This window comes from Leptospira ognonensis (genome assembly GCF_004770745.1).
GTDB lineage: Bacteria > Spirochaetota > Leptospiria > Leptospirales > Leptospiraceae > Leptospira_A > Leptospira_A ognonensis.
Map to the genome: position 1 here is coordinate 82,606 of NZ_RQGD01000034.1, position 24,185 is coordinate 106,790.

Annotated in this window: 19 protein-coding genes; 9 read left to right on the plus strand and 10 right to left on the minus strand. The window is 40.1% G+C overall.

What is annotated here, in order from left to right; genetic code table 11:
• Nucleotides 1-5: 5 nt before the first annotated feature.
• Nucleotides 6-1,418 (minus strand): TPM domain-containing protein, encoded by a 1,413-nt coding sequence (locus EHQ58_RS10885; RefSeq protein WP_135623921.1) that lies wholly within the window; start codon nucleotides 1,416-1,418, stop codon nucleotides 6-8.
• 150 nt (nucleotides 1,419-1,568) lie between these two features.
• On the opposite strand from EHQ58_RS10885, the gene EHQ58_RS10890 reads away from it, so the two are divergent.
• Both EHQ58_RS10890 and EHQ58_RS10895 read left to right on the plus strand, forming a co-directional pair.
• Nucleotides 1,569-3,959, plus strand: a complete 2,391-nt coding sequence (locus EHQ58_RS10890; protein ID WP_135623922.1) for an ATP-dependent Clp protease ATP-binding subunit — start codon at nucleotides 1,569-1,571, stop codon at nucleotides 3,957-3,959.
• Nucleotides 3,960-4,065: 106 nt separating this feature from the next.
• Complete coding sequence (locus EHQ58_RS10895; protein WP_135623923.1) at nucleotides 4,066-4,899, plus strand: aldo/keto reductase; 834 nt, start codon at nucleotides 4,066-4,068, stop codon at nucleotides 4,897-4,899.
• Here EHQ58_RS10895 and EHQ58_RS10900 read toward each other — a convergent pair.
• Nucleotides 4,892-5,962: a hypothetical protein gene (locus EHQ58_RS10900; protein ID WP_135623924.1), complete on the minus strand. Its 1,071-nt coding sequence runs from the start codon at nucleotides 5,960-5,962 to the stop codon at nucleotides 4,892-4,894. The genes EHQ58_RS10895 and EHQ58_RS10900 overlap by 8 nt on opposite strands.
• Before the next feature lie 20 nt (nucleotides 5,963-5,982).
• Here EHQ58_RS10900 and EHQ58_RS10905 point away from each other — a divergent pair, with 20 nt between their 5' ends.
• On the plus strand, nucleotides 5,983-8,514 hold the full coding sequence (locus EHQ58_RS10905; protein WP_135623925.1) for an ATP-binding protein: 2,532 nt from the start codon (nucleotides 5,983-5,985) through the stop codon (nucleotides 8,512-8,514).
• The gene (locus EHQ58_RS10910; protein WP_135623926.1) at nucleotides 8,511-8,990 is read left to right on the plus strand and encodes a response regulator; all 480 of its coding nucleotides are present in this window, start codon (nucleotides 8,511-8,513) and stop codon (nucleotides 8,988-8,990) included. The genes EHQ58_RS10905 and EHQ58_RS10910 overlap by 4 nt, the downstream gene beginning before the upstream one ends.
• Nucleotides 8,991-9,090: 100 nt before the next feature.
• On the opposite strand, the gene recA is transcribed toward EHQ58_RS10910, so the two are convergent.
• A complete protein-coding gene (gene recA / locus EHQ58_RS10915) occupies nucleotides 9,091-10,236 on the minus strand; it encodes a recombinase RecA (protein WP_135623927.1) in 1,146 nt (381 codons plus the stop codon).
• A 365-nt stretch (nucleotides 10,237-10,601) separates the two neighbouring features.
• Between recA and xerA the strand changes: the two genes are divergently transcribed.
• The gene (gene xerA, locus EHQ58_RS10920; protein WP_425460484.1) at nucleotides 10,602-11,492 is read left to right on the plus strand and encodes a site-specific tyrosine recombinase/integron integrase; all 891 of its coding nucleotides are present in this window, start codon (nucleotides 10,602-10,604) and stop codon (nucleotides 11,490-11,492) included.
• A 23-nt stretch (nucleotides 11,493-11,515) separates the two neighbouring features.
• Here the strand turns inward: xerA and EHQ58_RS10925 are convergent, their stop codons facing one another.
• From EHQ58_RS10925 to EHQ58_RS10935, 3 genes are read right to left on the minus strand one after another with little or no spacing between them, the layout of a single operon-like run.
• On the minus strand, nucleotides 11,516-13,381 hold the full coding sequence (locus tag EHQ58_RS10925) for an adenylate/guanylate cyclase domain-containing protein (protein ID WP_135623929.1): 1,866 nt from the start codon (nucleotides 13,379-13,381) through the stop codon (nucleotides 11,516-11,518).
• Nucleotides 13,378-15,357 carry a glycoside hydrolase family 5 protein gene (locus EHQ58_RS10930; protein ID WP_135623930.1) on the minus strand — a complete coding sequence of 660 codons (1,980 nt, stop codon included), beginning with the start codon at nucleotides 15,355-15,357 and terminating at the stop codon, nucleotides 13,378-13,380. The genes EHQ58_RS10925 and EHQ58_RS10930 overlap by 4 nt, the downstream gene beginning before the upstream one ends.
• Nucleotides 15,348-16,637, minus strand: a complete 1,290-nt coding sequence (locus tag EHQ58_RS10935; RefSeq protein WP_135623931.1) for an O-antigen ligase family protein — start codon at nucleotides 16,635-16,637, stop codon at nucleotides 15,348-15,350. Before EHQ58_RS10935 ends, EHQ58_RS10930 begins: the two co-directional genes overlap by 10 nt.
• Before the next feature lie 49 nt (nucleotides 16,638-16,686).
• On the opposite strand from EHQ58_RS10935, the gene EHQ58_RS10940 reads away from it, so the two are divergent.
• Nucleotides 16,687-17,970 carry a glycosyltransferase gene (locus EHQ58_RS10940; RefSeq protein WP_135624282.1) on the plus strand — a complete coding sequence of 428 codons (1,284 nt, stop codon included), beginning with the start codon at nucleotides 16,687-16,689 and terminating at the stop codon, nucleotides 17,968-17,970.
• A gap of 11 nt (nucleotides 17,971-17,981) precedes the next feature.
• On the opposite strand, the gene perRA is transcribed toward EHQ58_RS10940, so the two are convergent.
• Nucleotides 17,982-18,413 (minus strand): peroxide-responsive transcriptional repressor PerRA, encoded by a 432-nt coding sequence (gene perRA, locus EHQ58_RS10945; protein ID WP_135623932.1) that lies wholly within the window; start codon nucleotides 18,411-18,413, stop codon nucleotides 17,982-17,984.
• Between the two features lie 153 nt (nucleotides 18,414-18,566).
• Here perRA and EHQ58_RS10950 point away from each other — a divergent pair, with 153 nt between their 5' ends.
• Both EHQ58_RS10950 and EHQ58_RS10955 read left to right on the plus strand, forming a co-directional pair.
• Nucleotides 18,567-19,124 (plus strand): ankyrin repeat domain-containing protein, encoded by a 558-nt coding sequence (locus EHQ58_RS10950; protein ID WP_135623933.1) that lies wholly within the window; start codon nucleotides 18,567-18,569, stop codon nucleotides 19,122-19,124.
• Nucleotides 19,121-20,548 carry a catalase gene (locus EHQ58_RS10955; RefSeq protein ID WP_135623934.1) on the plus strand — a complete coding sequence of 476 codons (1,428 nt, stop codon included), beginning with the start codon at nucleotides 19,121-19,123 and terminating at the stop codon, nucleotides 20,546-20,548. Before EHQ58_RS10950 ends, EHQ58_RS10955 begins: the two co-directional genes overlap by 4 nt.
• Nucleotides 20,549-20,593: 45 nt before the next feature.
• Here EHQ58_RS10955 and EHQ58_RS10960 read toward each other — a convergent pair whose 3' ends face one another.
• The 3 genes from EHQ58_RS10960 to EHQ58_RS10970 are packed head-to-tail and all read right to left on the minus strand — an operon-like array spanning nucleotide 20,594 to nucleotide 23,255.
• Nucleotides 20,594-21,601, minus strand: coding sequence for a hypothetical protein (locus EHQ58_RS10960; RefSeq protein ID WP_135623935.1), 1,008 nt, complete (start codon nucleotides 21,599-21,601; stop codon nucleotides 20,594-20,596).
• Nucleotides 21,595-22,650, minus strand: coding sequence for a glycosyltransferase family 9 protein (locus tag EHQ58_RS10965; protein ID WP_210412808.1), 1,056 nt, complete (start codon nucleotides 22,648-22,650; stop codon nucleotides 21,595-21,597). Before EHQ58_RS10965 ends, EHQ58_RS10960 begins: the two co-directional genes overlap by 7 nt.
• Nucleotides 22,647-23,255, minus strand: coding sequence for a DUF4254 domain-containing protein (locus EHQ58_RS10970; protein ID WP_210412817.1), 609 nt, complete (start codon nucleotides 23,253-23,255; stop codon nucleotides 22,647-22,649). Before EHQ58_RS10970 ends, EHQ58_RS10965 begins: the two co-directional genes overlap by 4 nt.
• Before the next feature lie 136 nt (nucleotides 23,256-23,391).
• On the opposite strand from EHQ58_RS10970, the gene EHQ58_RS10975 reads away from it, so the two are divergent.
• Nucleotides 23,392-24,177: an NRDE family protein gene (locus EHQ58_RS10975; protein WP_135623936.1), complete on the plus strand. Its 786-nt coding sequence runs from the start codon at nucleotides 23,392-23,394 to the stop codon at nucleotides 24,175-24,177.
• Nucleotides 24,178-24,185 lie beyond the last annotated feature (8 nt).

Sequence of the window (24,185 nt, forward strand, 5' to 3'; positions counted from 1 at the left end):
GTTTTTTAGTAAGAACTCCCAGCTCCGCCACCACCGCTGCTTCCTCCACCCCAGGATCCACTAGAACCTCCGCTCGACCAACTGCTGCCTCCACCAGACGAGGAGCTACTCCAGGAAGTACTGCTTTGACTTGAGGAACGCTGGAGTTTAGGTATCGTTACGTTTTTAACTTCGGAAAGACGACAGTGTGCGCATTCATAGAAGTGAGTCTCTTCTCCTTCATAATCGTACGTTGCAGCTCTATTTACCTGCGTGCTAACGCACCTATAAGTATAAAAGTTGCATTTACGACACTTGGAAGCGGGACTCTTCCCCGAGTATCTTTCTTTGGTGATCGTATCGCAGGTTCGACATTTCCAGATATCGTAATCTATCGATTTGATTTTTTCTTCAGAAACTTCTCCTGGTGAGAGATGTTTATCATCTTCTTTTTCATTCAGCTTAACCATTAATTTTTGACAATTAGGGCATTTCCTGGGTTTGTTCCGAAGCGATTTCCCAATCCATTGATTGGTAAAAAATAAACTGAGCCCGATCGGAATTATGTTAAACGAAGAGTAGAAGGTCTCTGATTCCGAAAATTCTGCAACTAGCATATAACAATAAGAAGCAAGTCCTGCGATCCAAGAAAACCAACCTCCAAAATTTGAATATATGCGATAGAAAAAATGGTTTCCGAAAGGCAAAAGTGAAAGTACACCGCCGATGAAAAACCAAGAAAAAACAACGATGAGTCCCAGCCAGAAATAGAAATATTCTTTAAAGCTGTTTTTGGGATCCTGTATATGCCTTAAAAAGATTCCTGGAGTAGCTTGGGTTTCATCTACTTTTTCTATGGGAATTAATTCCGTATAATGGGATTCCGGAAAATCACTATAATTAAAGTTTGTCGGTCCGAGATCCAATTTCTGATTCATATCTAAAGCGGGATGCTTGATCGCATGGGCAAGGGCATAGGAGCCGAGTGTGATTCCATTTGAAAAATTACCTGTTTTAAAATTTGGAATGATAAACATTTCTAGGATTCTCTTACAGAGAATATCAGGTAGGATGCCCTCCACTCCATAGCCAGTTTCAATTTCGACCCTCCGCTGGTCTAAAACATGTAAGAGAAGGATACCGTTGTCTTTTTCTCTTTTGCCAATTCCCCAAGTACTAAATAAAGTATTTGCAAATTCCTTTGGATTATACTCACCTATCGTAAGCAAGGTGACAACGGAGATTTCCGCGCCTGTTTCTCTTTCGAGTTGAGTGATGATTTGATCGATCTCTATGTCGGCACCTGAGTCTTTCAGATAGCCAATGCCATCGGAAACCCAGCTACCACTTGGTCTTGGATTTGGAATTTTGAGCGCGGCCTCTTGGATGCTCTCTGCATAAAGCGCGATGCCTGAAACCAAAATGTAAAAAGAAAGCATTCGTTTTAACATCCCTGGAATCCTTCCAGATAGTTTCGGTCTTGGCAAAGATATTTTGAGAGCAAAAGAGGAATCCTGTAGCGAAAAAAATGGCAGCCAGGAGGAATATTAGCAGTCTAATGGTTAGAGTGCTAAAATTGGGAGGCAATTATGAAACAATTTGATTCTACGGTCCAAGGAGCTTTGGACATTGCGCAGACAGACGCGATCAAGAGAAAGAATACAGAAATCTCACCTCTTCATTTATTTTATGGACTTATGTCGCATCCATCCTCTTTTGCGAGCCAAAACTTAGGGAAATACAAAACCCGTGTAGAGGAGGCCGTTTCCAAACTCGCAAAATCCGTGACTGATGTAAGTTTTGAAAATTTGAAAACTTCGGCGAAACTCAGCCAGTGGATTACCATGGCATCGTCTCGGGCAGCAGAAAATGCGAGAGAGGAAATCCGAGAGGCAGATTTGCTCAAGTTTTTACCTAACATCTTGCCTGAGTTAAAAATAGATTATAATGACTTGAATGTAAAGGAAACCGATGAGGAAGTTCCAAATTTCCTTATCAATCTCAATGAGGTGGCGAAAGCGGGAAAACTAGATCCTGTCATCGGCAGAACAAAGGAAATTCGATCAGTGATGGAAATCTTGGGTCGACGTTCTAAAAACAATCCGGTGCTCGTTGGCTCAGCGGGGGTAGGTAAGACGGCAATTGTGGAAGGCCTCGCCGACCAAATCGTCAAAGGAAAAGTTCCTGATGTTTTAAAAGGCAAGACAGTATATTCACTCGATATGGGACAACTCATGGCTGGGACAAAGTATCGAGGTGAATTTGAGGAAAAAATACAACATCTGCTAAAATTTGTGAAAGCGCAAGCTGGGGAAGCAATTCTATTTATTGATGAGATCCACCAACTTGTAGGAGCAGGCAGGACAGATGGGGCGATGGATGCTGCCAATCTTTTAAAACCGGCTCTTGCACGCGGCGACTTACATTGTATAGGTGCAACTACACCTGAAGAATTTCAAAAATACATACTCGGCGATGCTGCTCTTGAAAGAAGATTTCGATCAGTTCCCGTTAACGAACCTACAAAGGAAGATGCCATTGAGATTCTGATGGGCATTCGTGATAAGCATGAAATCCATCACGGGATAAAAATTTCGGATGATGCGATCTATTCTGCCGTATTTTTATCGGATCAATACATCACTGATAAAAATTTACCAGATAAAGCGATAGATCTTGTGGATGAGGCGGCATCTGCGTTAAAACTTTCGGCAGAAGCTATGCCGGCTCCGCTTGCAGAACTTGAAAGTGAGATTCGATCGAAGAAGATTTATGCTCAGGTTGAGAAAAAGAATGAAGATATCCTTCGAGAGATAGAAACTCTAGAGAAGAAATTTAATGAAGGTAAGCTGGAATGGGAGAGAGAAGTCAATAGTCTCAAGCAGATGGCGTCGATCAAAAATAAAATCGATCGAGTCAAATTTGATTTAGAAAGTGCTGAGAGCAGGGCCGATTACACGGAAGCCTCACGATTAAAATTTGCTGTCTTACCCGAACTGGAAAAGGAATTAGGAAATTTCCAAAATATCTGGATACTCGGGAAAAATCATGTAGCAAGTGTCATCTCAAGGCAAACAGGGATTCCTGTTGAAAAAATATTGAAAACTAAACAAGACAATATTTTGGATTTGGAAAACCAATTGAATCAATCCGTATATGGCCAGACGGAAGCATTGAAAGAAATTGCAGATACCTTACTTACAAGTTATGCGGGGATTTCTGCGGAAAATCGTCCGTTAGGATCCTTTTTACTGAAAGGACCAACTGGTGTTGGAAAAACAGAAACCGCCAAGGCACTCGCAAAGTATCTTTTTGATAGCGAATCAAATCTTGTTAGATTGGATCTTTCAGAATATTCTGAAAAACATTCGGTTGCCAAGCTTATAGGCTCACCAGCTGGGTATGTTGGATACGAAGAGGGAGGGATTCTCACGGAAGCTATCAGAAGGAAACCTTATTCTGTGATTCTGTTTGATGAGATCGAAAAAGCGCATCCTGATTTTGCCGATATCCTCCTTCAGATATTGGATGATGGACGCCTAACGGACAATAAAGGAAGAACCATCAATTTTAGAAATACCATCGTCCTACTCACTACAAACTCAAAGGACATCCAGGCAGACTTTAAGCCTGAAGTTTTGGGTAGGTTAGATGGCATATTGACTTACTCCTCTATTGATTCTTCTATCATGGAAAAATTAATAGAAAAACAAGTGATGCTTCTCAATGAAAGATTAAAAGGTAAAGGCATTGTCATCAAACTTTCGGAGAGTGCAGAGCGCGTGCTTGCGGAACAAGGGTATGATCCCAGATTTGGTGCCCGCCCTCTAAACAATGTTTTTAACCGAATTGTGAATCGCCCCCTTTCAAAAGAAATCTTAGCAGGTAAGATCCTTGAGGGAACCTACCTTGCTGATTGGAATGAAGGCATCCTTTCTTTTACTCTTCAGAAAGAAACCTTCAGCCCGCTCTTGAAATAAGGTGAACTTAGCCGAAGGGAAACGGAGCTAAGGTTTCGTTTCCCTTTTTTCTACTGATCTTTCCCTTTAACAAAAGTGTTTTTCATTTTTTTTCTGTCTAATGGATATGTCTGAACTTAAATCCATTACCGATTCAACTCTACTTACCAATCAAAAAAATTCTGTTCCTGTTCTGGGACTGGGAGTCTGGAAATCGAAACCAAAAGAATGTTATGCAGCTGTTAAATCAGCGCTCGAAAGCGGCTATAGACATATAGATACAGCTGCGATTTATGGAAATGAATCAGAAGTTGGAGAAGCCATTCGCGACTCAGGCATACCTCGCCAGGAAATATTTGTTGTCACCAAACTTTGGAATGCGGACCAGGGATATGATTCGGCGCTAATTGCGATTGATAAATCTTTACAAAAATTGGCACTTGATTATGTGGATATGTATTTGATTCATTTTCCCGTGACTGGAAAGAGAAAGGATTCCTGGCGTGCGCTTGGTAAAATCAAAGAGTCAGGAAAGGCGAAGTCTATTGGTGTGAGTAACTTTATGCAAAATCATCTAGAAGAATTACTCGCAGATACTGATATCATTCCTGCCATGAACCAGGTAGAATTTCATCCTTTCTTAAATGATGTGAAGCTCTATGATTATTGTCGTGAGAAAGGTATTTTACTCGAAGCATATAGCCCACTTGCACACGGGAAAAAGTTAGAAGATCCAAAAGTTACTAAATTAGCAAACAAATATGGTAAATCGAATGCACAAATTCTCATTCGGTGGGGACTTCAGAAAGGACTGGTCCTCATCCCTAAGTCGGTTAGTGCTGGTAGGATTTCCGAAAATGGAAATGTCTTTGATTTTCATATTTCGAGTGAGGACATGAACGAAATGGAAACTTGGAATGAAAATTTTAGAACGTGTTGGGATCCAACGGAAACTATTTAGATTTTTTTTTCAATACCAGAATGAGAGACTGATTTTTCCCTTTGGATCCGAGCACACCGTATCCAAAGGGAAATGGCAAAGGCTCGTTATGCGACGCCTCATTCAATTGTATCATATCACTTTGGTATTCTGGATCGACTGCCCCAGATAGCTTCCATGACTTTTCATACCTACCAAACAATGTTCGATCCCACTCGGCTTCAGGAAAGAACCGAAGAGGGAAACCGGAATCGTCTTGTACAATTTGTCTGGCATTCGATAAAAGCAAAGATCGAAACGTCGCCCGTCTCTCTCCATGAAATAAATACTCCGCGGATTTAGTAAAGACACTGATTTCTCCAAGTCCCAAAAAGTATTCATAGATTCCATCTCCAGGAACTCCTTCTTTTCCCGTTAAGAAGATCTTGAAGTAAGTGAAAATTTGTTTCTGTTTCAAAATAGGATCATAGATTTCGAACGTAAAACCTCTGTATGTCTCTGTGGGTCCTTGTATCGTTTCTTCTTTTGCATTTAAAATCGTCTTTCCGAGTCTTCTTAAAAAAGCAGCAAAAACGGGATAGGCACCGGATAACGCTGGTTTTTTTGTCTCTTCTTTCATTTTCCGATATGTGAAATAATTTCTGCCAGCTAAATGCGAGGAGAGAGACTCAATACCTTTGAGAATGATTTTTTGGTCTGCTTCTTTTTTTGTTGTCCAGTCGAACGGAAAGCCAGGGTCCTCTAATCCAAAAAGAATGTATCTTTTTGCATTTGGAAAGAAGGTAAACAAATTTAAAGCATCAATCCCGCTAAAGGGATAAACAACTGTTCCATGCGGGGAGGTGTAGTTTTTTTCTTTTAGGAAAACGTCTATTTGATTCTTTCGCTCAAGCATGAAATTCCAAGAATGGTCCATTTCTAACTTATGTTTTGGTTCGAGTGCGTTTTCCTCAAATCCCGCTAAAAGCTCATAGACTGGCGTTTCTTTGTTCGATACGCTAACAATTTCGTTTGAAAGCGAAGAACATCGAAAAAATAAAATGATGATTGAGATTTTGAAAAGATTTAATATATTTTTCGTCATAACTACCTAGGAATCATCAGATGGCTCTGAAAACAATATCTCTCCAGGAACGAAACCATCGGCTCGGAGAGTATTTGCAGTTTTTGGATGAGAAGCCATTAGGCATAGACATAAAATTTAGAGAGTTCCGTTCGACTCTAGAAAAATTAATCTCCGCAAAAGAAGAGCTCGAAGATGCCTGGGACTCAAATCCCATTCCCTCCTTTCTTTTAGATCCCAACCTTTCGATCTTACGCTGTAATTATGCAGCCACCAAATTTCTAAATCGCACTTACCAAGAGATTACAGGAGATAACTTTGCTCATTTGTTTTGGAAAGAAGAGTTTTGTTTAGAGGAGGCTAGAATCCTATCTGAGTCCAAGGAGATCCTTAGTTTACCCGTAACCCATTCGAAATTTTCTGGCTCTTTTCAAATCATGTCAAAACCACTCATTCGTTCACAGGACATGAAACGTGTGTTGTATATTTTGAATTTAGAGTCCATCATCGTACCAACGACGTATTTAACAGATACGATCATTGAAGTCCCCATTGATAAGGATCAAGACCGTATCCTATTAGCCTTAGAGAGTGGAAAGAATGCAGTTTGGGATTTTGATCTCAAAGAAGGAAAGGCCTACTTTAGTCCCCAGTATGCAATTATGCTCGGCTTCGATCCAAAAAAATTTCCAAATAGTTTTGCTCACTGGGAAACAATGGTTCATTGGGAAGATCGAGAGCAAGTTCGTGGATTGATTCAGGATTATATCAACGGTAACATAGAATCTCATGATTTAGAAATCAGAATGTATACAAAATCAGGCAGAGTGATTTGGGTTTGGAGTCGTGGTAGGGTCGTTATGCGATCTGATGGAGGTACCGCAGAACGTGTGATAGGAACTCATGTCGATATTACGGAACGTAAAAAAGCAGAACTTCGAACAGAAGCCGTTTTACATATGAATCAAAAAAAGGCTCTCGGAGCGGAATCTGAAGAGAACATGATTTTGTTAGGGATTCGTTACGGCTTACGACTTACCGAAAGTGAATGGGGAATGGCTCGAATTCGTAAGAATGGTGTCATTGAAAAAGAATACGGTCTTTTTTCTATGAAAGATAATAATAAACTTTTATATTTCCCTATCGATGAATCCGCTCCTCCTCCTAAGGCTCATCAAAGGCTTCAATTGAATTTTGATCTTGATGATGATACTGATTTTGAGTTAACGCTAGCAAATAAGAAAACAGGGTTTGAAAGTACGGACCATAAAGAATTACAATTATTAGGTTCTGAGCTCTGCCAAGTCCTCAACAGTAAACGAACCGAAATCCTTCTCAGAACGAGTGAATGGAATTTGCAGTCCATCGTGGAATGTTCACCAAATGGAATATTGATTCTAAATGACGAACGTGTTATCTTCTGCAATCGGAGTGCAGAAATAATATTGGATCGAAAACGTGGAGGCATTCTCGGTGAGAATTTATCAGATATATTTGGATTGGTTACTGGAGAGAATCCTTTTGATCTCGTCCATAATATGGTGAATGAAGGGAAATCTGTTTCAAGCAATCAAATTGAAAGAAAAGTTTTGTTAGTAAATGGACGAAAGAAATGGCTAGGTTTTTGGGCAATTGAGATCATTTATAATGGCGCAATGTGCTACTTAGTGTATCTTAATGATCTCTCTCGCACGAAAGATGCAGAAGTTCAACTCTTACAAAATGAAAAACTAGCCACAATAGGTCAGTTAGCTGCCGGAGTAGCTCACGAAATCAATAACCCTATGGCATTTATCCAAAGTAATTTTGATACTTTGAAACGTTACCATAAACGAATCGCAAAAGTTTTGGCTGAAATGAAAAACGTGATGAATGAAAAATCGGGTAGTGCTGAATTCTCAGAAATCCAACGTCTATGGGATAAGGAAGAAATAGATTTTGTGATGGAAGATGTTGTTGATATATTAAATGAATCTACTGACGGCTCAGAACGGGTAGTCGAAATTGTGAAAAGTATTCGTAACTTTGCTCATGAAGACAAAGAGGATGCATTGACGATTTCGAATGTAAACGATATTATAAAATCTTCCCTAAATCTTATCTTTAATAAAATAAAATATGAATGCGAGATTGTTTTGAACCTTGAAGAAAATTTGCCTTTGGTTGCTTGTCGACCTCAAGAAATAGGACAGGTATTTATTAATTTGTTAGTGAATGCAGGTCATGCAATAGAAGAAAAGAAAGCAAAAGGGTTATTTCCTGAGGGATTGAAAGAAAAACCTGGTAAGATTGAAATTGCCTCTTCATTTTTAGAAAGTTATTTTAGCAACGGTTTGGATGCCATTGAAATTACGTTTCGAGATAATGGGATCGGAATCTCGGAGGATGTACTTTCTCGAATATTTGATCCATTTTTTACAACCAAGGAAATTGGAGAAGGCACTGGTTTAGGTTTGTCGATCAGTATGGATATTATCAATAAACATGCAGGAGAGATTAACGTAGAGAGTGTTCGGTGCCAAAGTACAGTATTTCATATTAAATTGCCTGTAGGTAAGGAGAAATTACCATGAACGAGTTAGAAAGTTTTGAAGATTTATTGAAGGAAGCAAAAGGTTCGAAAGAGAATCATACAAAGGATGTGCGGTTGATCAAAGTGATTATGGTTGATGATATCAAATCCATATCCTCTGCCATGAAACGTGAAATAATGAACATCGTGAGAAATACGGAGGGCATTCGCTTTCATATAACAGATATTCAAGATCCTGAAGCTGCATTAGCATATATCAAAACGCATAAACCTGATCTACTCATTTCGGATATCAAGATGCCATTTCTAACGGGTGATAAACTAATAGAGGAAGTAAAAAAAACATTTCCTGAACTTCCGATCATCGTTGTGACTGGTTTTGCCACCAAAGAGAATATCGTATCCGTTTATAAATCGGACAAGAACTGCATCATTCTCTCCAAACCTTGGGAAGCGGAAAGATTGGTGGCGGCCTTAAATAAATTATTAAATTTGAATATTGCCTGGGAAGATTAGCTAGGTCATGCACAGAGTAAAAAAAGACCGGGGCCGACATGGATCGACTCCGGTCAATGGTTCCTAAAAAGAAAGCCGTTTCGTTAGGTAAGGGGATGGGTCATTCGCCTACGGCAACTTCATCCACTTTATCGGTAGAGTAACTGACGGGTTTTGCCTTCGTTTCTCTCTCGATAGATTTTACTTCTCTGGTTTGAATTTTCGCACCCTCTTCTAAAAGTGGCAACCCATTTAAATCGCGGACTTGATTTTCTAGCAGAAAAGCGATGTCTGGGTTTTCTGCGAGGTAAAGCCGGACTTGTTCTTTCCCCTGACCGATTTTTTCGGTTTTGTAGGAATACCAGGAACCTGCTTTTGCGATCAAATCGTGTTTTACCGCGAGGTCAATGAGTGAAGTTTCCCTGTTGATCCCATTGGAATACATGATATCAAATTCTGCCTGACGGAAAGGTGGTGCGCATTTGTTTTTGACAACCTTAACGCGAACTCTGTTCCCTACTGGTTCTTCTTTTTCCTTTAAGGTTTCAATGCGGCGGATGTCAAGTCGGATGGAGGCATAGAACTTCAACGCGTTTCCACCAGTTGTTGTTTCAGGGCTGCCAAACATAACTCCGATTTTCATACGAATTTGGTTGATGAAGATGACGATGGTATTGGATTTCGAAATCGTTCCCGTAAGTTTTCGAAGCGCTTGGGACATAAGTCGAGCTTGGAGACCCATATGAGAATCTCCCATATCCCCTTCGATTTCCGCTTTAGGCACTAGAGCGGCTACAGAGTCGATGACGATCAGGTCAATGGCATTCGAGCGCACGAGAGACTCACAAATCTCTAGAGCCTCTTCCCCGTTATCCGGTTGGGCCACGAGAAGGTCGTCGACATTGACACCTAGTTTTTTAGCGTAAGAAGGATCAAGAGCGTGCTCGGCATCGATAAAGGCAGCAATGCCACCTTTTTTCTGGCACTGGGCAATGGCAGAAAGAGTGAGAGTGGTCTTTCCTGAGGATTCAGGACCGTAAACTTCGATGATGCGACCCGTTGGAAAACCGCCAATGCCCAGGGCAATGTCTAGATCCAAAGATCCAGTGGATATAACGTTCATTTCTGCCATTCTGGTGTCGGCACCTAGGCGCATGATCGAACCTTTTCCAAATTGTTTCTCAATTTGTCCTAAAGCGGCATCAATTGCCTGTTTTCTTTGGTCGGTTTCTTTTTCGATCGTTTTCTCGGATTTCTCTTTTTTCATACTCGGTTCTTATTCTCCTAACTCGGTGTTCCGAAAGAACTAGGTTGACCAGTCTCGGGGATTGGCCCCGAAAACTTCCAACAGCCAGTAAATTCCGAGAGCTCTGTCTTTGCCAGTATCTCTTTGGGAATCCAACTCTTTTTCTCTTCCGTTTCTAAATGGATTATGTCATATTACCCAGACAAAACAGAAGCTTCCAAAGATTTTTTTCGAATTATGTCGTTTTCTGAATTCCAAAGCTATTTCGTACGTAAGTACTTGTATAGTAAAATTTTGAAGAGGGAAAGGGAAAATTGAGCCGATTCTAGGAACGTATGATTCCCGCAAATTTAGAAGTCAACCTCCCTACAGGCGCCACAGCGCAGATGACAGAATACTATTTGATGTATCGAACCTATCTGAAAATTGAAAAGAATTATTCTGAACACACGTTATTTGCTTACCTACGGGATCTAAAGTTTTTCTTTGAATTTTGTTTGAAAGAAGAGATAGATTTTCTTTCTATAGATGTACTCGATGTTAGAGGATACTTCGCTGACCTCAAATCCAAAAAAAATTTGGACAAACGGACTCAGAGTCGTAAACTATCCTCTCTACGTACTTTTTATAAATTCTTGTTTCGTGAGGAAAAAATTCCTGCCAATCCCATTCTCTCTGTTAGTTTCCCAAAAACTAAAAAGAAATTACCAAAAAATTTCACTCAAATCGAAACAGAAGATATTTTAGATTATCATACAGAAGAAAAATCTACAACACTCGGCAAACGAGATAAGGCAATCGTTGAAGTTCTGTATTCAACAGGCCTCCGCGTTTTTGAGCTCGTGAATGCCAAGGTAAGCGACTTAAATAGTGAGCTCACGAGCCTAAAGGTAATGGGGAAACGAAAAAAAGAAAGATATGTTTTTATCGGTGAAGAAGCAAGCAAAGCTCTCCGCGAGTATTTAGAAGAGAGAGGAACACAAAGTAAGACCGAAGAAATTTTTCTAAACCAACGCGGAGGAAAGTTAACAACAAGGGGCATACGGTACATCTTAGCAGAAAGACGCAGTCTTATGGGTATGGAGAAGCCGATCACTCCGCATAAATTTCGACATACCTTTGCTACCGATCTTTTAAATGCAGGTGCTGATATCCGAGCTGTGCAAGAACTCCTTGGACATTCTTCCTTATCCTCTACACAGGTATACTTGAGTGTATCGAGAGACAGGTTGAAGGAAGTGTATCGCAATGCCCATCCGCATGCAAAAAATAAATAATCAATTTAGTTCCCTATATGCGTTTAAACTTTCCAAATAAAGACATGATCCGTGCGATCGGTCCAGGAGAGGGGAAACTCAACTTTTTTTAATTTGATGGATTTTTCTCTTAGATAATTGCGCAATTCTACATCACGGAACACTCGTTCGCTGATTGATATTTCGCCGGATTCTGTGACGGCTTGCATTTTGGCAGCATAGTTCACCGTATTTCCAAAGTAATCAATATTGCTGTTTAAATTGACGGCAAGACAGTTTCCCGTATGTATCGAAATGCGAATCCTAACGGGAGTGTGTTTGTTTTCAGGATGAAACCATTCTTGTAATTCCTTTGCGGCTTTCATCGCAAGCACAGGAGAAGGGAAGGATGCCATGATGGCATCGCCTATTGTTTTTACGATTGTCCCTCTTTCATTTTTGATCAAAGTATATGCTTTGATAAAATGTTCTCGTACTTGTAAAAAAGCTCCATGATCCCCGACTGTTTCATAAAATTTCGTGGATCCAACGATATCAGTAAACAAGAGTGTTTGTACTCCGATATCAAGTTGGAGATTGGTTGCAATCGCTTCTTCTGAAAAGAGGTCTCTAAAATCATTAAAATTGAATAGTTCATTTGGTCGAAGGCTCAGTTGGTCTTCTTTTCGTTCTTCCAATACAATCGTGACAGGAGCATCAGTCTCATTTTGAAAGACAAGATTTGGCTTTGGTTTTACTTTTATTTCTTTCGATTCGTTTTCATTTAGCCAGACGATTTCTTTTTCTTCAAATTTCTCATTTACATCGACTAAATTGAAAGAAGGGTTACCTTTCTTACGTAATCGATAGACGCCTGGCTGAATGAGTAAATTTGAATAAAAAGTTTTTCTGGCGCCGATAGATTTCGATAAAAGTATATGCTGCTTCGTTGCCGGCTCGGCTGCACAATAGACTTGTCTTTCAATTTTTCTAACAGAAGGGTGGAGATGAAAGGTGACTTCAATAGAATTTTGACCTGTTGTTTCAAATTGAATGTCACAGACTTCACATTCATCTTTTTCTGGTAGTTCCCCTAGTCGTTGCAAGGATGTTCTGACACCTCTACAATGAGGACAAATGATATCCCAACTTAGTGTAAAAATTCCGAGACGACATCCGTAGAGAAACATTTTTAGTAACTCATCTTGGTCTCTACCTAAAGATTTGCTTAAACTTTTGATCCGAATTCGATCTAATTCGTTATCGCTCGATTTTCGTAGATATTCATATACTTTTTCAATCGTATTGTTTTGGATGCCGTATTTGATAAGTTCACTTTTTACCTGGTCTAATTTTTCTGGATGAACCCAAGTCACATCCCCAATAAACGTCGGGACTTTTGAAATATTTCCAACTAGCTGATAGCTGGCATTTGCATTTTTTTGTATCTCTGTTTGGATTTCTGCAAGCGCCTTCTTGAAGTCTGCTCCTAGTTTAGGCATCGCATAACGCAGTAGCCTTCTCATGAGGAAATTTTTCGGAATCCAACCGAAATAAATATAAAGTCTAGATCTTGACTCACCATATGGCTCTAAGATGTATCTACTACGAATGTATGGTCCAAAACCTTTCGAGTAGATTCGCGCATTTCCGATTTCTTTTAAATATTCCCATTCCCATGGAACTTCTTCCCATTCGATGCGCATGCCAGCTTGTTTTGCGGATCCGAAAAGATGTCCTTCCTTTTCTATGTAATCGAATTTTGGAAGTCCGATTCTTTTGTTGAAAGAAGATGTGTCAATAAGGTAGGGCCAAATGTCTTCTCTTGTTACCTTCAATTCAAATTCCCAAAGGAAATCCAAGGGCTCGTTTATATCGGTCCATTTTTTTTCCCAAGGAAATTTTGTCAGAATGTAATTCAAATCAATCATATAGGTCGAAGGATGACTCGTGCTTCTCCCGCCTGCAAGCCAATTAACAGAAGTGAACCATCCACTTCAGACACCTTTTGGCAATTCATGCATTCTAACCTTGCTCCATTTTCGAAGACAAATCTAGGGATCGCGATGACAGTCGGTTCTTTGATGCTTAAGTCTACATCCCAGTGAAATTGAAATTCACCCGAGGACAATTTATAATTCATAAACGTTGGTGTCCCTTGCGTCGCTTTTGCATAGGGTCTACAGAAACCTTCGATCGCTCGTCCTCCGCCGCCATATAAATCAACCTCCGAGTCAGGAAGTTTTTGGTCAGACGAATAAATACTTAAATCTTCCTGGTTCCAACCATCGCCGATCATCAGATTGTTTTCATTGGAAGCGGTATAATTCCAAAGGGTATTGTTCAAAAACAATCGGTCCATGGCATTGTACATACAGTTCAAGGCACGGATATGACTCTTCCAAATCGTAGCCTTTCGGTTGCCGGATTTCCATTTTTGATAAGCTTTGCCAGCCTTTAGATCAAAAGGAATTCCGAATTCTCCAATCAGCGTGGGAACGCCCGAGCCAATGAGTCGACTTGCGTCCTTGATTCTAGAGAGTTGGTGGACATACATGTTTGTAATGCCCTTCTCTCCAAAAACAGGAATTTTTCTTAAGGGATCGATCGCAATCGGATATAAAAATTTTTTAAAAATAAGAGTTAAAAGATCATACCAATGTGTCGCATTGACAGAGTTAGCTGGAAGTGTCGCATTAAAATTTGGTTTCATGATCCCATCTGTTGCCTCTCTTTCTGCAAAAACCATCCAATCGGTGCGAATTTCTTGAATGGTCTCTCCCACTTTCCGAATAAAAGGGATCATGTAGTCCCGATCAAAATCGATTCTCTTACCCTTGACCATTTGAAAAAAATCATTCTTTTCGATGAAGGGAGTACCGTCTTTTGTCAGAGACCAAGCACCTTCTAGTTGAAACGGATCGCCGGGAGATTCTGGTAACCAAATGGAAATCCGATTTTTGTTAACCTCTTTGGTGTAAGCGGGAACATACCCTCCCTTCAGGATGGATAACTTTAAGAAGGGAACATCAATCGTGTATCCATGCGAGGAAAAAAGAGCATCTATCGGTGATAAGGCGAGACCTGGTTTTGCTGGATCCTCCGCATGATTTTGTAGTCCCCTGTCATTCATGGCCTTTCCAATGAATCCTTTGCCTGGCTCATTGAGAGAATCAAAACCTAATACATGGGGGAAATCTTTGATCCGTTCTGCTACTTGTTTCATGCATCCTAAATAGTGATCCTGCAAATAGTCTTGAACATTTTTCCCATCAATGAGAAAAGAGGGAGCGAAATCTTTTCCACCAAAGAACAAAGTCCAAAGGATGGCATTTCCCGCATATCGATAGTTTTGTGACCAGCACATCGTAGGGTAGTTATCTTCTTGCCGGATTCCCGATTTTGTATAATCATAGGTGCGTTGCATGACAATGGCTGCATCGGCCTCGGATAATTTTTTAAAGTCGATCCCCACTTTTTCAAACGTCCAACCTGGTGCTCCGTCGCCGCCCGACATTCTCGACCAGACATCTTGGTGAAAGTCGATAAATACATAAAATTCATATTCACCCGCTAGTCTTGTGATTTCAGCTAAGTAGTCTAGGTATGCGTCATCATATAGGCCAGGCCCCATATGTTCAATGGCCTCCCAAGTTGTGAGTAAACGTAAGCAGTTGAAGCCCCATCGTTTCAATCTGGTGAAGTGTTCCGATGCCTCGGAGAGAGGGAAAGGTCTACCAATAAACTGTGCCTGTTTATGGTCAGAAAAATCTGTTGGGAAATGAGTCCCGCCATTGGGATAAGGGACTTTCGTATCGCCGCCTAAATTGACACCACGAAGGATGACCTTCCTACCGTTTTCATCGACAAACCATTGCCCGAGTGTACTTAATTTTTTCATATGGATCCTTCGACTTCCTTGCTCGACATTTGGTAGTAGCCGAGAAGAAAATAAAACATAATGAGAACTTCGTCATCTTGGAAATAACATTGTAGTAGGCCGGAAAAAAAGAAACCCGCAAGCCCCAGGGTGAGGAACATTTGTTTCCTAGGAATTTTTTTGGCAGAAAATCCATAAACGATCCATGCACCAAGCATAAAATAAAAGAGAGTTGCGGGTAATCCGTAAACAGCTGCTAAATGGAAATAGTCATTGTGAGAATGGCCTCTCTGAGTGACTTCATAGAAGAAGGCAAGTTCAGGATGTTCGGTTTCTTTTTTCTTTCTTGAAATTTCGATTTCTGAGGGATAGGCGCCAGGACCGATTCCAAAATAAGGATTTTTTAAAATTAAAGGAAAGGTTGAATCCCAGATAAAAGTTCGTCCCGAGTCAGTATGCTTTTCCGATCCGAATAACGGTTGTATTACCTTTTTGATGGTTTGGGTTTGAAAGTATAAGATTGTAAAAATAAGTAGGAAACTAGTAATTCCGATGGAAAGATATTTTAAAGTTTTAGGTGAGATTTCTTTTTCGATGACCATCAAGATGTAAATACCGAGTGCGATACTGATACCCACGCCAAGCATAGATGACCTCGCATTGTTCAGTAGAAAGACAAAACTGATTAAAATCAAGATACTGAAGCGCATACCTCTGATCCAAAGTGCTTCTTTAACTTTCCAAGAATCGTATGCTGAAAAAAAATAATAAGGAAAAACAAAGGCGAGTAGGCCACCAAATGTTAGATGGGTATTCATAAGTCCGATGGGTAGATAGAGAAATCCTGCATAATGATGTTGGAACGGCCAGGTATTTGACGTGCGATATAAATCGGAAATGATTCGGGAGAGTCGATAAGGCGAGAAGGAAGAAACAAGGCCTGTCACCAAAATGAGGAATGCAAAAATTTGAAATGCTTTTGTAATCTTTGCTTGGTCCTCTTTTTTAATGCCTTGCAATACAAAGAAAGCGGAGACTAAAAAAATATCTTTTAATTCACCCCGCCAGGCGAGCAGGAAGGTCGACAAACTAAAACCAGAAGCCACAACATGATAAAACATAGAAAAAAGCTGCCAGGCGTAAAGGAGGATGAGAAGGACAAGGATGCCTGACTGCATCTGAGGCTTTGGTTTTACAAACAAAAAGCAAATAAAGGCGAGAACCAGAAAAAGCTGGCTTATAGAAACCGATAGAGCACAGGAAATGATGGACAAACAAACAAAGAGGAGATAGGATCGGTATAACATTTCTGTAGCTTAGAGTATAGGAGTGATTCATTTTGTAAAGAGGTTCCGCTTGCGAGTTCTTTATTTTTCAGATACATTTCTTCCAAAAACAGATGGCGTTGCCGTTTCGATAAAGAATTTTTCCGAGCTCCTCACCCTGCGTGGCCATGAGTTTACCATCTGCGCTCCTAGATACGGGGAAGATGATTTCGAAAGAATGGGTGACAATATCCATGTCATTCGGTTCCGCTCCGGTTATTTGCCGAGTTACCCAGATATAAAGGTGGTTTTACCTTCACCTGGAAAAATCAAAAAGGTCATCGAAGAATTCAAACCCGACCTCATTCACATCCATACCCCTGGACTTCTCGGAGTCTATGGGATGAGCGCGGCAGAAAGGTATGGCATTCCCACCATCGGAACCTACCACACTCTCATGGCAGAACAGGAAATGTATGTTTCATTCTATCGACTTTTTAAATTGGATAAGTTGTTTTTCAAAATCAACAAGTTTAAGAAAAAGATCAATTTTGATGAATTGGACAAATACATCAAATTTGATAACTTTAATATTCGAAAAAAGATCATTCTCAAGATTTGTAACGATCTATATAATCGTTGTGATGTTGTGATTTCTCCCAGTCACCTTATCAAACAACAGTTAATTGAGTATGGGATCAATAGACCTATAACAGTTGTCTCGAATGGAATGGATTTAAAACGGTTTAAGGGAAAAACTAAAACATTAAATACGGACGCTCCTAAAATTTTGCATGTTGGAAGAATTTCCTATGAAAAAAACTGTGACGTAGTCATCAATGCATTCAAAATCGTTCATGAAAAATTTCCAAAGGCCACGCTTACCATTATAGGCGAGGGACCTGCGATTGAATCCTTAAAGAGACAAGCAGAGCATTTAGAAATCAAAGATTCAGTTATTTTTACGGGCTTTGTTCCAAATGCGGAACTTCATACGATCTACCCGCAGTATGATTTATTTCTGACGGCATCTACGATGGAAACCCAAGGACTCGTCGTTTTAGAAGCAATTGCTTGTGGATTGCCCGCGATCGGAGTGGATTCGTTCGCACTCCCCGAACTCATCCAGCAGGATAAGAATGGATACATTGCACCACCATTCGATGTACAAGCGTTAGCAGATCATACGATAAAACTATTTACGGATCCAGAAGTTTACAAAAGATTTTCACGTGCCTCTATTGAAATTGCATCTACCCATGAAATGGAAAAATGCGTGGATGACATGGAAACTGTGTATGAAAAAGTAATCGAAGCGATGAAGGGAAAGGAAAAGAAAAAAAGTCTTTTTGAAATGTTACTAGACTTTATGTAGAAACTGTAAAGTTACACTTTCCCTTTTAAAGTGATCAGAAATTTCGAGTCCTTCCATTCTTTTCCCAGGGTGGATTCGAGCTCTTTTTTCATGAGGGTATGCACTTGCTTTTCCGTTTCTGGATCTAAATACACGTCTGTGATTTCACCTGTGTCCTCATTGAGAGCGTGGTGATGGCGGTCCGTGTTGGAATCGTAATGTGTGATGCCATTTTTCAAATCAAGCGTACCGATCACACCCTTCTCTGAAAATAATTTGAGGTTATTGAAGACCGTCGCTCTAGAGGCATGAGGGAAATGTGTATTTACTAAATGAAATACATCTTCTGCTGTGAGATGTTGGTGTTGGGCTAGGATTAAATGAGCCATTTCCAGACGTTGGGATGTTGCTCGTATTCCAAAGGACTCCAGAATCTCTTTCGTTTTTTGGTAATCTTGATCCATTTCTGTTTAGACTTTCGGATCGCTCCCTTTTTGTCAATAATTAGACTAAATCTAAAAAAAGTGCTTGTCTAAGCTTAGAATTAAATTAGATTAAGTCTAAATTAAGAATTACTCTAAAGTAGTATTCTTTTCAAGAACCAAGAGGAAACGAACATGAAGTCAGATGTTAGTAAATCTACCCCTTCCAAAGCCTGGCAAGCGTTCCAAAAAAGCATGGAAACTCCAAGGCTAGAGAAAGCCGAAATGTTTGAATCGGCAAGGTGTGGAGAGCTCGCTCCCTTTCTGGAAAGCAATAGCTCCGAAGCTTACATTTCTCTTACCAATGAGAAGGGATACAGTTTGCTCATGCTTGCGGCTTACCATGGCCATGAATCCTTGGTCGAGCTCCTTTTGAAACAGGGAGCAGATCCCAATTCTGTAGATGCCGCTGGAAATTCGATCTTGATGGGTGTCGCATTTAAGGGACATTTGGCGGTCGCCAAACATCTGATTGCCTATCGTGCAAATGTAGATTACAGAAATCCAAAAGGACAATCGGCGAACGATTTTGCAGTCATGTTTGGCAGAAAAGATATGGTTCGTTTCCTGAAAAAATTTTCGAACTCAAAATCGAACTCAAATGACAGGATCATCCTTTGGTTACGTTTTCTCTTCTCTCAACTGAAATCAGTAAAATCACAATTTTTAGCGAGCAAAGGAGGCTTAAAATGAGTGCAAATCGATTAACAACAGCAGGTGGACATCCAGTATCGGAGAACCAACACAGTTTGACGGCAGGCCCTAATGGTCCTATCTTAATTCAGGATACTCACCTGATTGAAAAGTTGGCCCATTTCAATCGGGAGCGAATCCCAGAACGCGTAGTACATGCAAAAGGAGCGGGTGCTTTCGGAACCTTTAGACTCACAAAAGATATGTCGGATTTTTCGATTGCCAGAGTATTGCAAGGTGTCGGAAAAGAAACACCTTTGTTTTTGAGATTTTCAACGGTTGCGGGAGAAAAAGGCTCCGCGGATACCGATCGTGACCCTCGTGGATTTGCTGTGAAGTTTTATACTGAGGAAGGAATTTGGGACGTTGTTGGAAACAACACGCCAGTTTTTTTTGAGAGAGACCCTTTAAAATTTCCAGATTTTATCCATTCCCAAAAACGCGATCCCGTCACCGGCTATAAGAATCCTGTTAGGATGTGGGACTACTGGGCCAAATCTCCGGAGGCACTCCATCAAATGACGATTTTGTTCAGTGATCGCGGACTTCCCGACGGTTATCGATTCATGCACGGTTTTGGTTCGCATACCTTCAGTTTGTGGAATCGCTCGGGAGAAAGATTTTGGGTTAAGTTTCATTTCAAATCATTACAAGGAATCAAAAATTTAACTCCTGATAAGGCGGCAGAACTTGCAGGAACGGATCCTGATTACGCAACACGGGATTTGTTTGAAGCCATTGAAAGAAAAGAATTTCCGCAATGGAGAGTTTGTTTACAAATCATGCCGGAAAAGGAAGCCGAAACATATTCTGTAAATCCTTTTGACCTAACAAAAACATGGTCTCATAAGGACTATCCATTGGTAGAAATCGGTGTTATGGAATTGAATCGAAATCCAAAAAACTATTTTTTTGATGTGGAACAAGCCGCCTTCAGTCCTTCCAATTTAGTGCCCGGAATTGGCGCATCACCTGATAAAATGTTACAAGGAAGGTTGTTTGCGTATCCAGATGCACAAAGATATAGGTTAGGTGGCAATTACCAGCAGATTCCAGTAAATAGACCTTTAAATCGAGTAGCACATTACCAAAATGACGGGCACCGATCAGAACCAGGCTTTGGTTACGATAATTATGAGCCAAATGGTTTTGGAGGTCCTGTCCAAGATCCTTCTGTTACTGAACCACCACTTCGTATCTCGGGCGATGCGGATCGGTACAACAGCCACAAAGGAAACGATGATTACTCGCAAGCAGGTGCGCTTTATAGGATGCTTGCAGAAGAGGAAAGGGATCGGATGACAAGCATCATTGCCAATACCATGTTGCAAGTGCCAAAAGACATTGTGAAAAAGAATATCGAACATTTTTCAAAATGTGATCCTGATTACGGTAAGAAAATCGCAGAAAAAGTAGGACTTTAGTCTAATTAGTCCTTCACTTACTCTGTTAGGTGAAGGACTAAATCGTTACCTGCTTATGGTAATGGATTTCACTAATTTTTTATCACCAGTTTCTTCATATACCACTTCCGTTTTCAAGTTCCGTATCGGCCAATAAAGCTGAATGGTTTCTATTAGCTCATATGCTTTTAAGGAATAATCGAGAATGGTGACAACCAAACTGAGATCAATGAATCTTTCTCTTGAGACTTTTTTTAGATCCGTCTCCTTTGATGCAATGAGCCATTTATAAACTCGCGATGAACGATTTGCATTTTGGATGTGTTCAAGATCAAGCTTTGCTTGAGGTAATTCTGCCTCTACTTGGTCAAATTTAATTTCAATCGGTGCATATTTAAATTCGGGTAACGAAAGTTTTTTAGAGAGCTGCAGGTCAAAGGTATCATCATCAACGTATTGTAGTGTTTGGCAGGTGGAATACACTGTATCACACAAGCTCCCATAACTTTTTTGAAAGAAGAAGATGAGTAAAATGTCCTGATTTTTTGGATGATATAATACTTTCGCATAATAATGATCCAACCTTGAAAATAAAAAATAGGATTTAAGCCTCTTGAATATATTATAGGAGATTCCGAAGATGTCATTAAATAAAGGAACATCCGTTAATCCAAGACCTTTGTATCCGATATAATAGGGCTCAAACGAAACATTTCCACCTCGCTTGCTGATCTCTCGAAAATATTCCAAAAAGGATTCCAATTTTGGATCATCAATTTTCAGTTTTGGGGATGTGATCTCAATCAATACCTTCCCACTATTTTTTCCAAGTGTTGACCATACCTCATCAACAATCTTTGTTTCCCCGTCATATTGAAACTTAATACAGGATACATCGCAGGAGATTTGCTCCTCATACTTGGTTTTGTTTGGAGAAGGTAAAATGTTTTCGGTATAGGAAGAATCAAAGTCATCCGAGTCTTTTAGAGTCGGCTCGGAAGAAATGTCAGAAGTAAGGAAAAGCAAAATAGAAAGAAAACGAAGGATATGAGATGCTGAAACTCGAGTTACCATAGTGTATTTACATTTTGTAATACTCTGATGCGACGTACCACATCCAAAGGATCAATCAATTCCATGCAAGCATGATCCCCGCGCCAACATTTTACATTGCCATAAATGGAGCAAGGTCTACAGGCAAGTTCCACCTGTAAAACTCCTGTATCTTCTTGTGCAAAGGGACCAAATCCCGATATAGGATGTGTCGTCCCAAAAATACCAATCACTGGCTTTTTTAAAAGTGCCGCTATATGTACGTTAGATGAATCCATGCCTATCATCAGATCCAATCGATCCATTATCCCGAGCTCACCTCTGATACCTAATTGGGCACCGTGGACGATGTTAACACGTTTTTCGCCATTCTTTAAAATTTCGAGCTCGCTTGCTTCCTCTTTTCCGCCAAATAGAAATATATAACAATCTGGAAATTCCTCTAGTAATATCTGTGTTAGTCGAACTGATTTTTGAAAGCTCCACTCTTTCAGCTCATGTCCAGCGAATGGAGCAAATCCAAACCACTGGCCTTCCTTCTTGTCTAAGCCAATGGATTTAAAATAATCTCTCGCATAAATTTTGGATTCTCCATCGACATTGAGCCAAGGTCCTTTTCTGATGGGCGCTTCGAAGCCAGCCTTTTTAAAAACATTGAGGTAACGATCCACCGTATGAGGAATTTTAACTAATTTTTTATTAAACCTTCTTGTCTGCTGTGCTTTTTCCCTTCTTCCTTTGATGATGATAAAGGAAGGAATTTTGTGAAATGAAAAAAGGAAGGAAATCATTCTGGACCTTATCGATCCATGTAAGTCTATAATTTTATCAAAGGGACCGAGTTTCTTTAACTCAACAAATAGTTTCCATACTCCAAATAGACCTTTGTATTTTTTTAAATTGATACCAATGACATTAAGATTTGGAATGTTATAAAAAAAAGGTGCGAAATTCCCCCGGGTAACAACGGTCAGTTGCATATTGGAATACTTTGCAGCCAAGGCAATTAAAGCCGGCGTGGTCAATGCCACATCACCCATAGCAGAAAAACGAATGACCAATAAATTCATTTTTGTGATTTATAAAGAGACGGATTTAGGTTTTGATCATTGTACATTTTCATTTGTCGATATACCTTTACTCTTTTTTCTCCATTCGCATAGTCTAACAAAAGTTCATCAAGACAGACTATTAGATCAGATCTTTGGTCCAGAAGGATGTCAAGTTTAGCTTGGCATTTGGCAATATGCTCTTTTGAGGCTGCCTCATCCGTTCTACCCACTTGTTCTTCCATGTGAAATATTTTCAGTTCCAGGATGCTCATTCGGTCAAGAAGCCAGGCGGGAGATTCTGAGTTGAGGCGAGCATTTGCTTTTGGCCTTATTTCCTTAAAAAGGTCGATAACAAAATCGTCGAGTTTTTCGACCATGTCCGTTCGGTCTTGGTTCAGCTTATCGATCCTACGTTTTAAAGCCACGACCTCTTCTAAAGCAATGTCAGGTCTTCGGATCTCGTCTTCTATATGCCACTGGATGGTGTCGATGTGGTTTTTTTGGTATAAAATATTTTCAATAGAATTTTCGGGGTACGGATTTGGATGGGGTGCTTGTTCTTTGTGCCAATCACTTACCGAAGTTTGGAATATCGAGACTGCCTTGTTTGCATCTAATTTCATCATAGACTCTTTTATATAAATTTTTCCATTCGATCCCATCCTTCAATCCAAATATTTCTCATTCGATTCTCTTTTCCTCCTCTCTTAGGGGAAAGGAATCATTTGACTTTCTTATGTTTCATGTGATGCTTCCCATATGTGTTTGGTTCTATTTGCCAAAAATGAATGGAAGGGTTTCCCGATAGTCATCCTTGCCAACAGAGATGAATTTTTTGATCGTCCGAGCCAACCTTTACATTTTTGGGACGGGCCACCTCGGGTTCTTGCAGGAAAAGATTTGATTTCTTCTGGCACTTGGTTAGGTGTAAATGAATTTGGCAAAATTTCTTTTATTACCAATCGAAGGAATCTCAGAGAATCAGTTCCAGAGTCACCACGTTCGCGAGGGAATCTTGTAAAAAATTTTCTACTTTCCGATACAAGTCCGAACAAGTATGTCTCCTCCTTACAAAACGATTATGATAGGTATCCTGGCTTCAATCTATTCGTATCTGATTTAGAAGAGAATGTATATGTTTCAAACAAAATTGCGCATTCCCTTTCCATACAAAACGGAATTCACACTTTGAGCAACGCCGAATGGAACACTCCTTGGCCCAAAACAGAGAAGATCAAATCTCAATTCCTAATTGTGAGAGAGAGTTCTGGGCAGGGTAAAAATTTGCCTCTGGATTCTTTTTTTCAAATCCTTGCCGACGAAAAACAAGCGTTAGGAGAATTTTTGCCTGATACAGGGATAGGAAAGGAAAAAGAACTATTACTTTCTTCAATTCGCATCGGGTTACCTGGATACGGAACCCGCGTTAGTACGGTGCTTGCAATCGATGAAAAATTATGCTGTTACCTCTGGGAAAAAACTTTCGCAGGTCCGAGTGACAAATTGGGAAAGATCGAACATTTTCAGATGCAGCTAAAAAAATAAAAGATTGC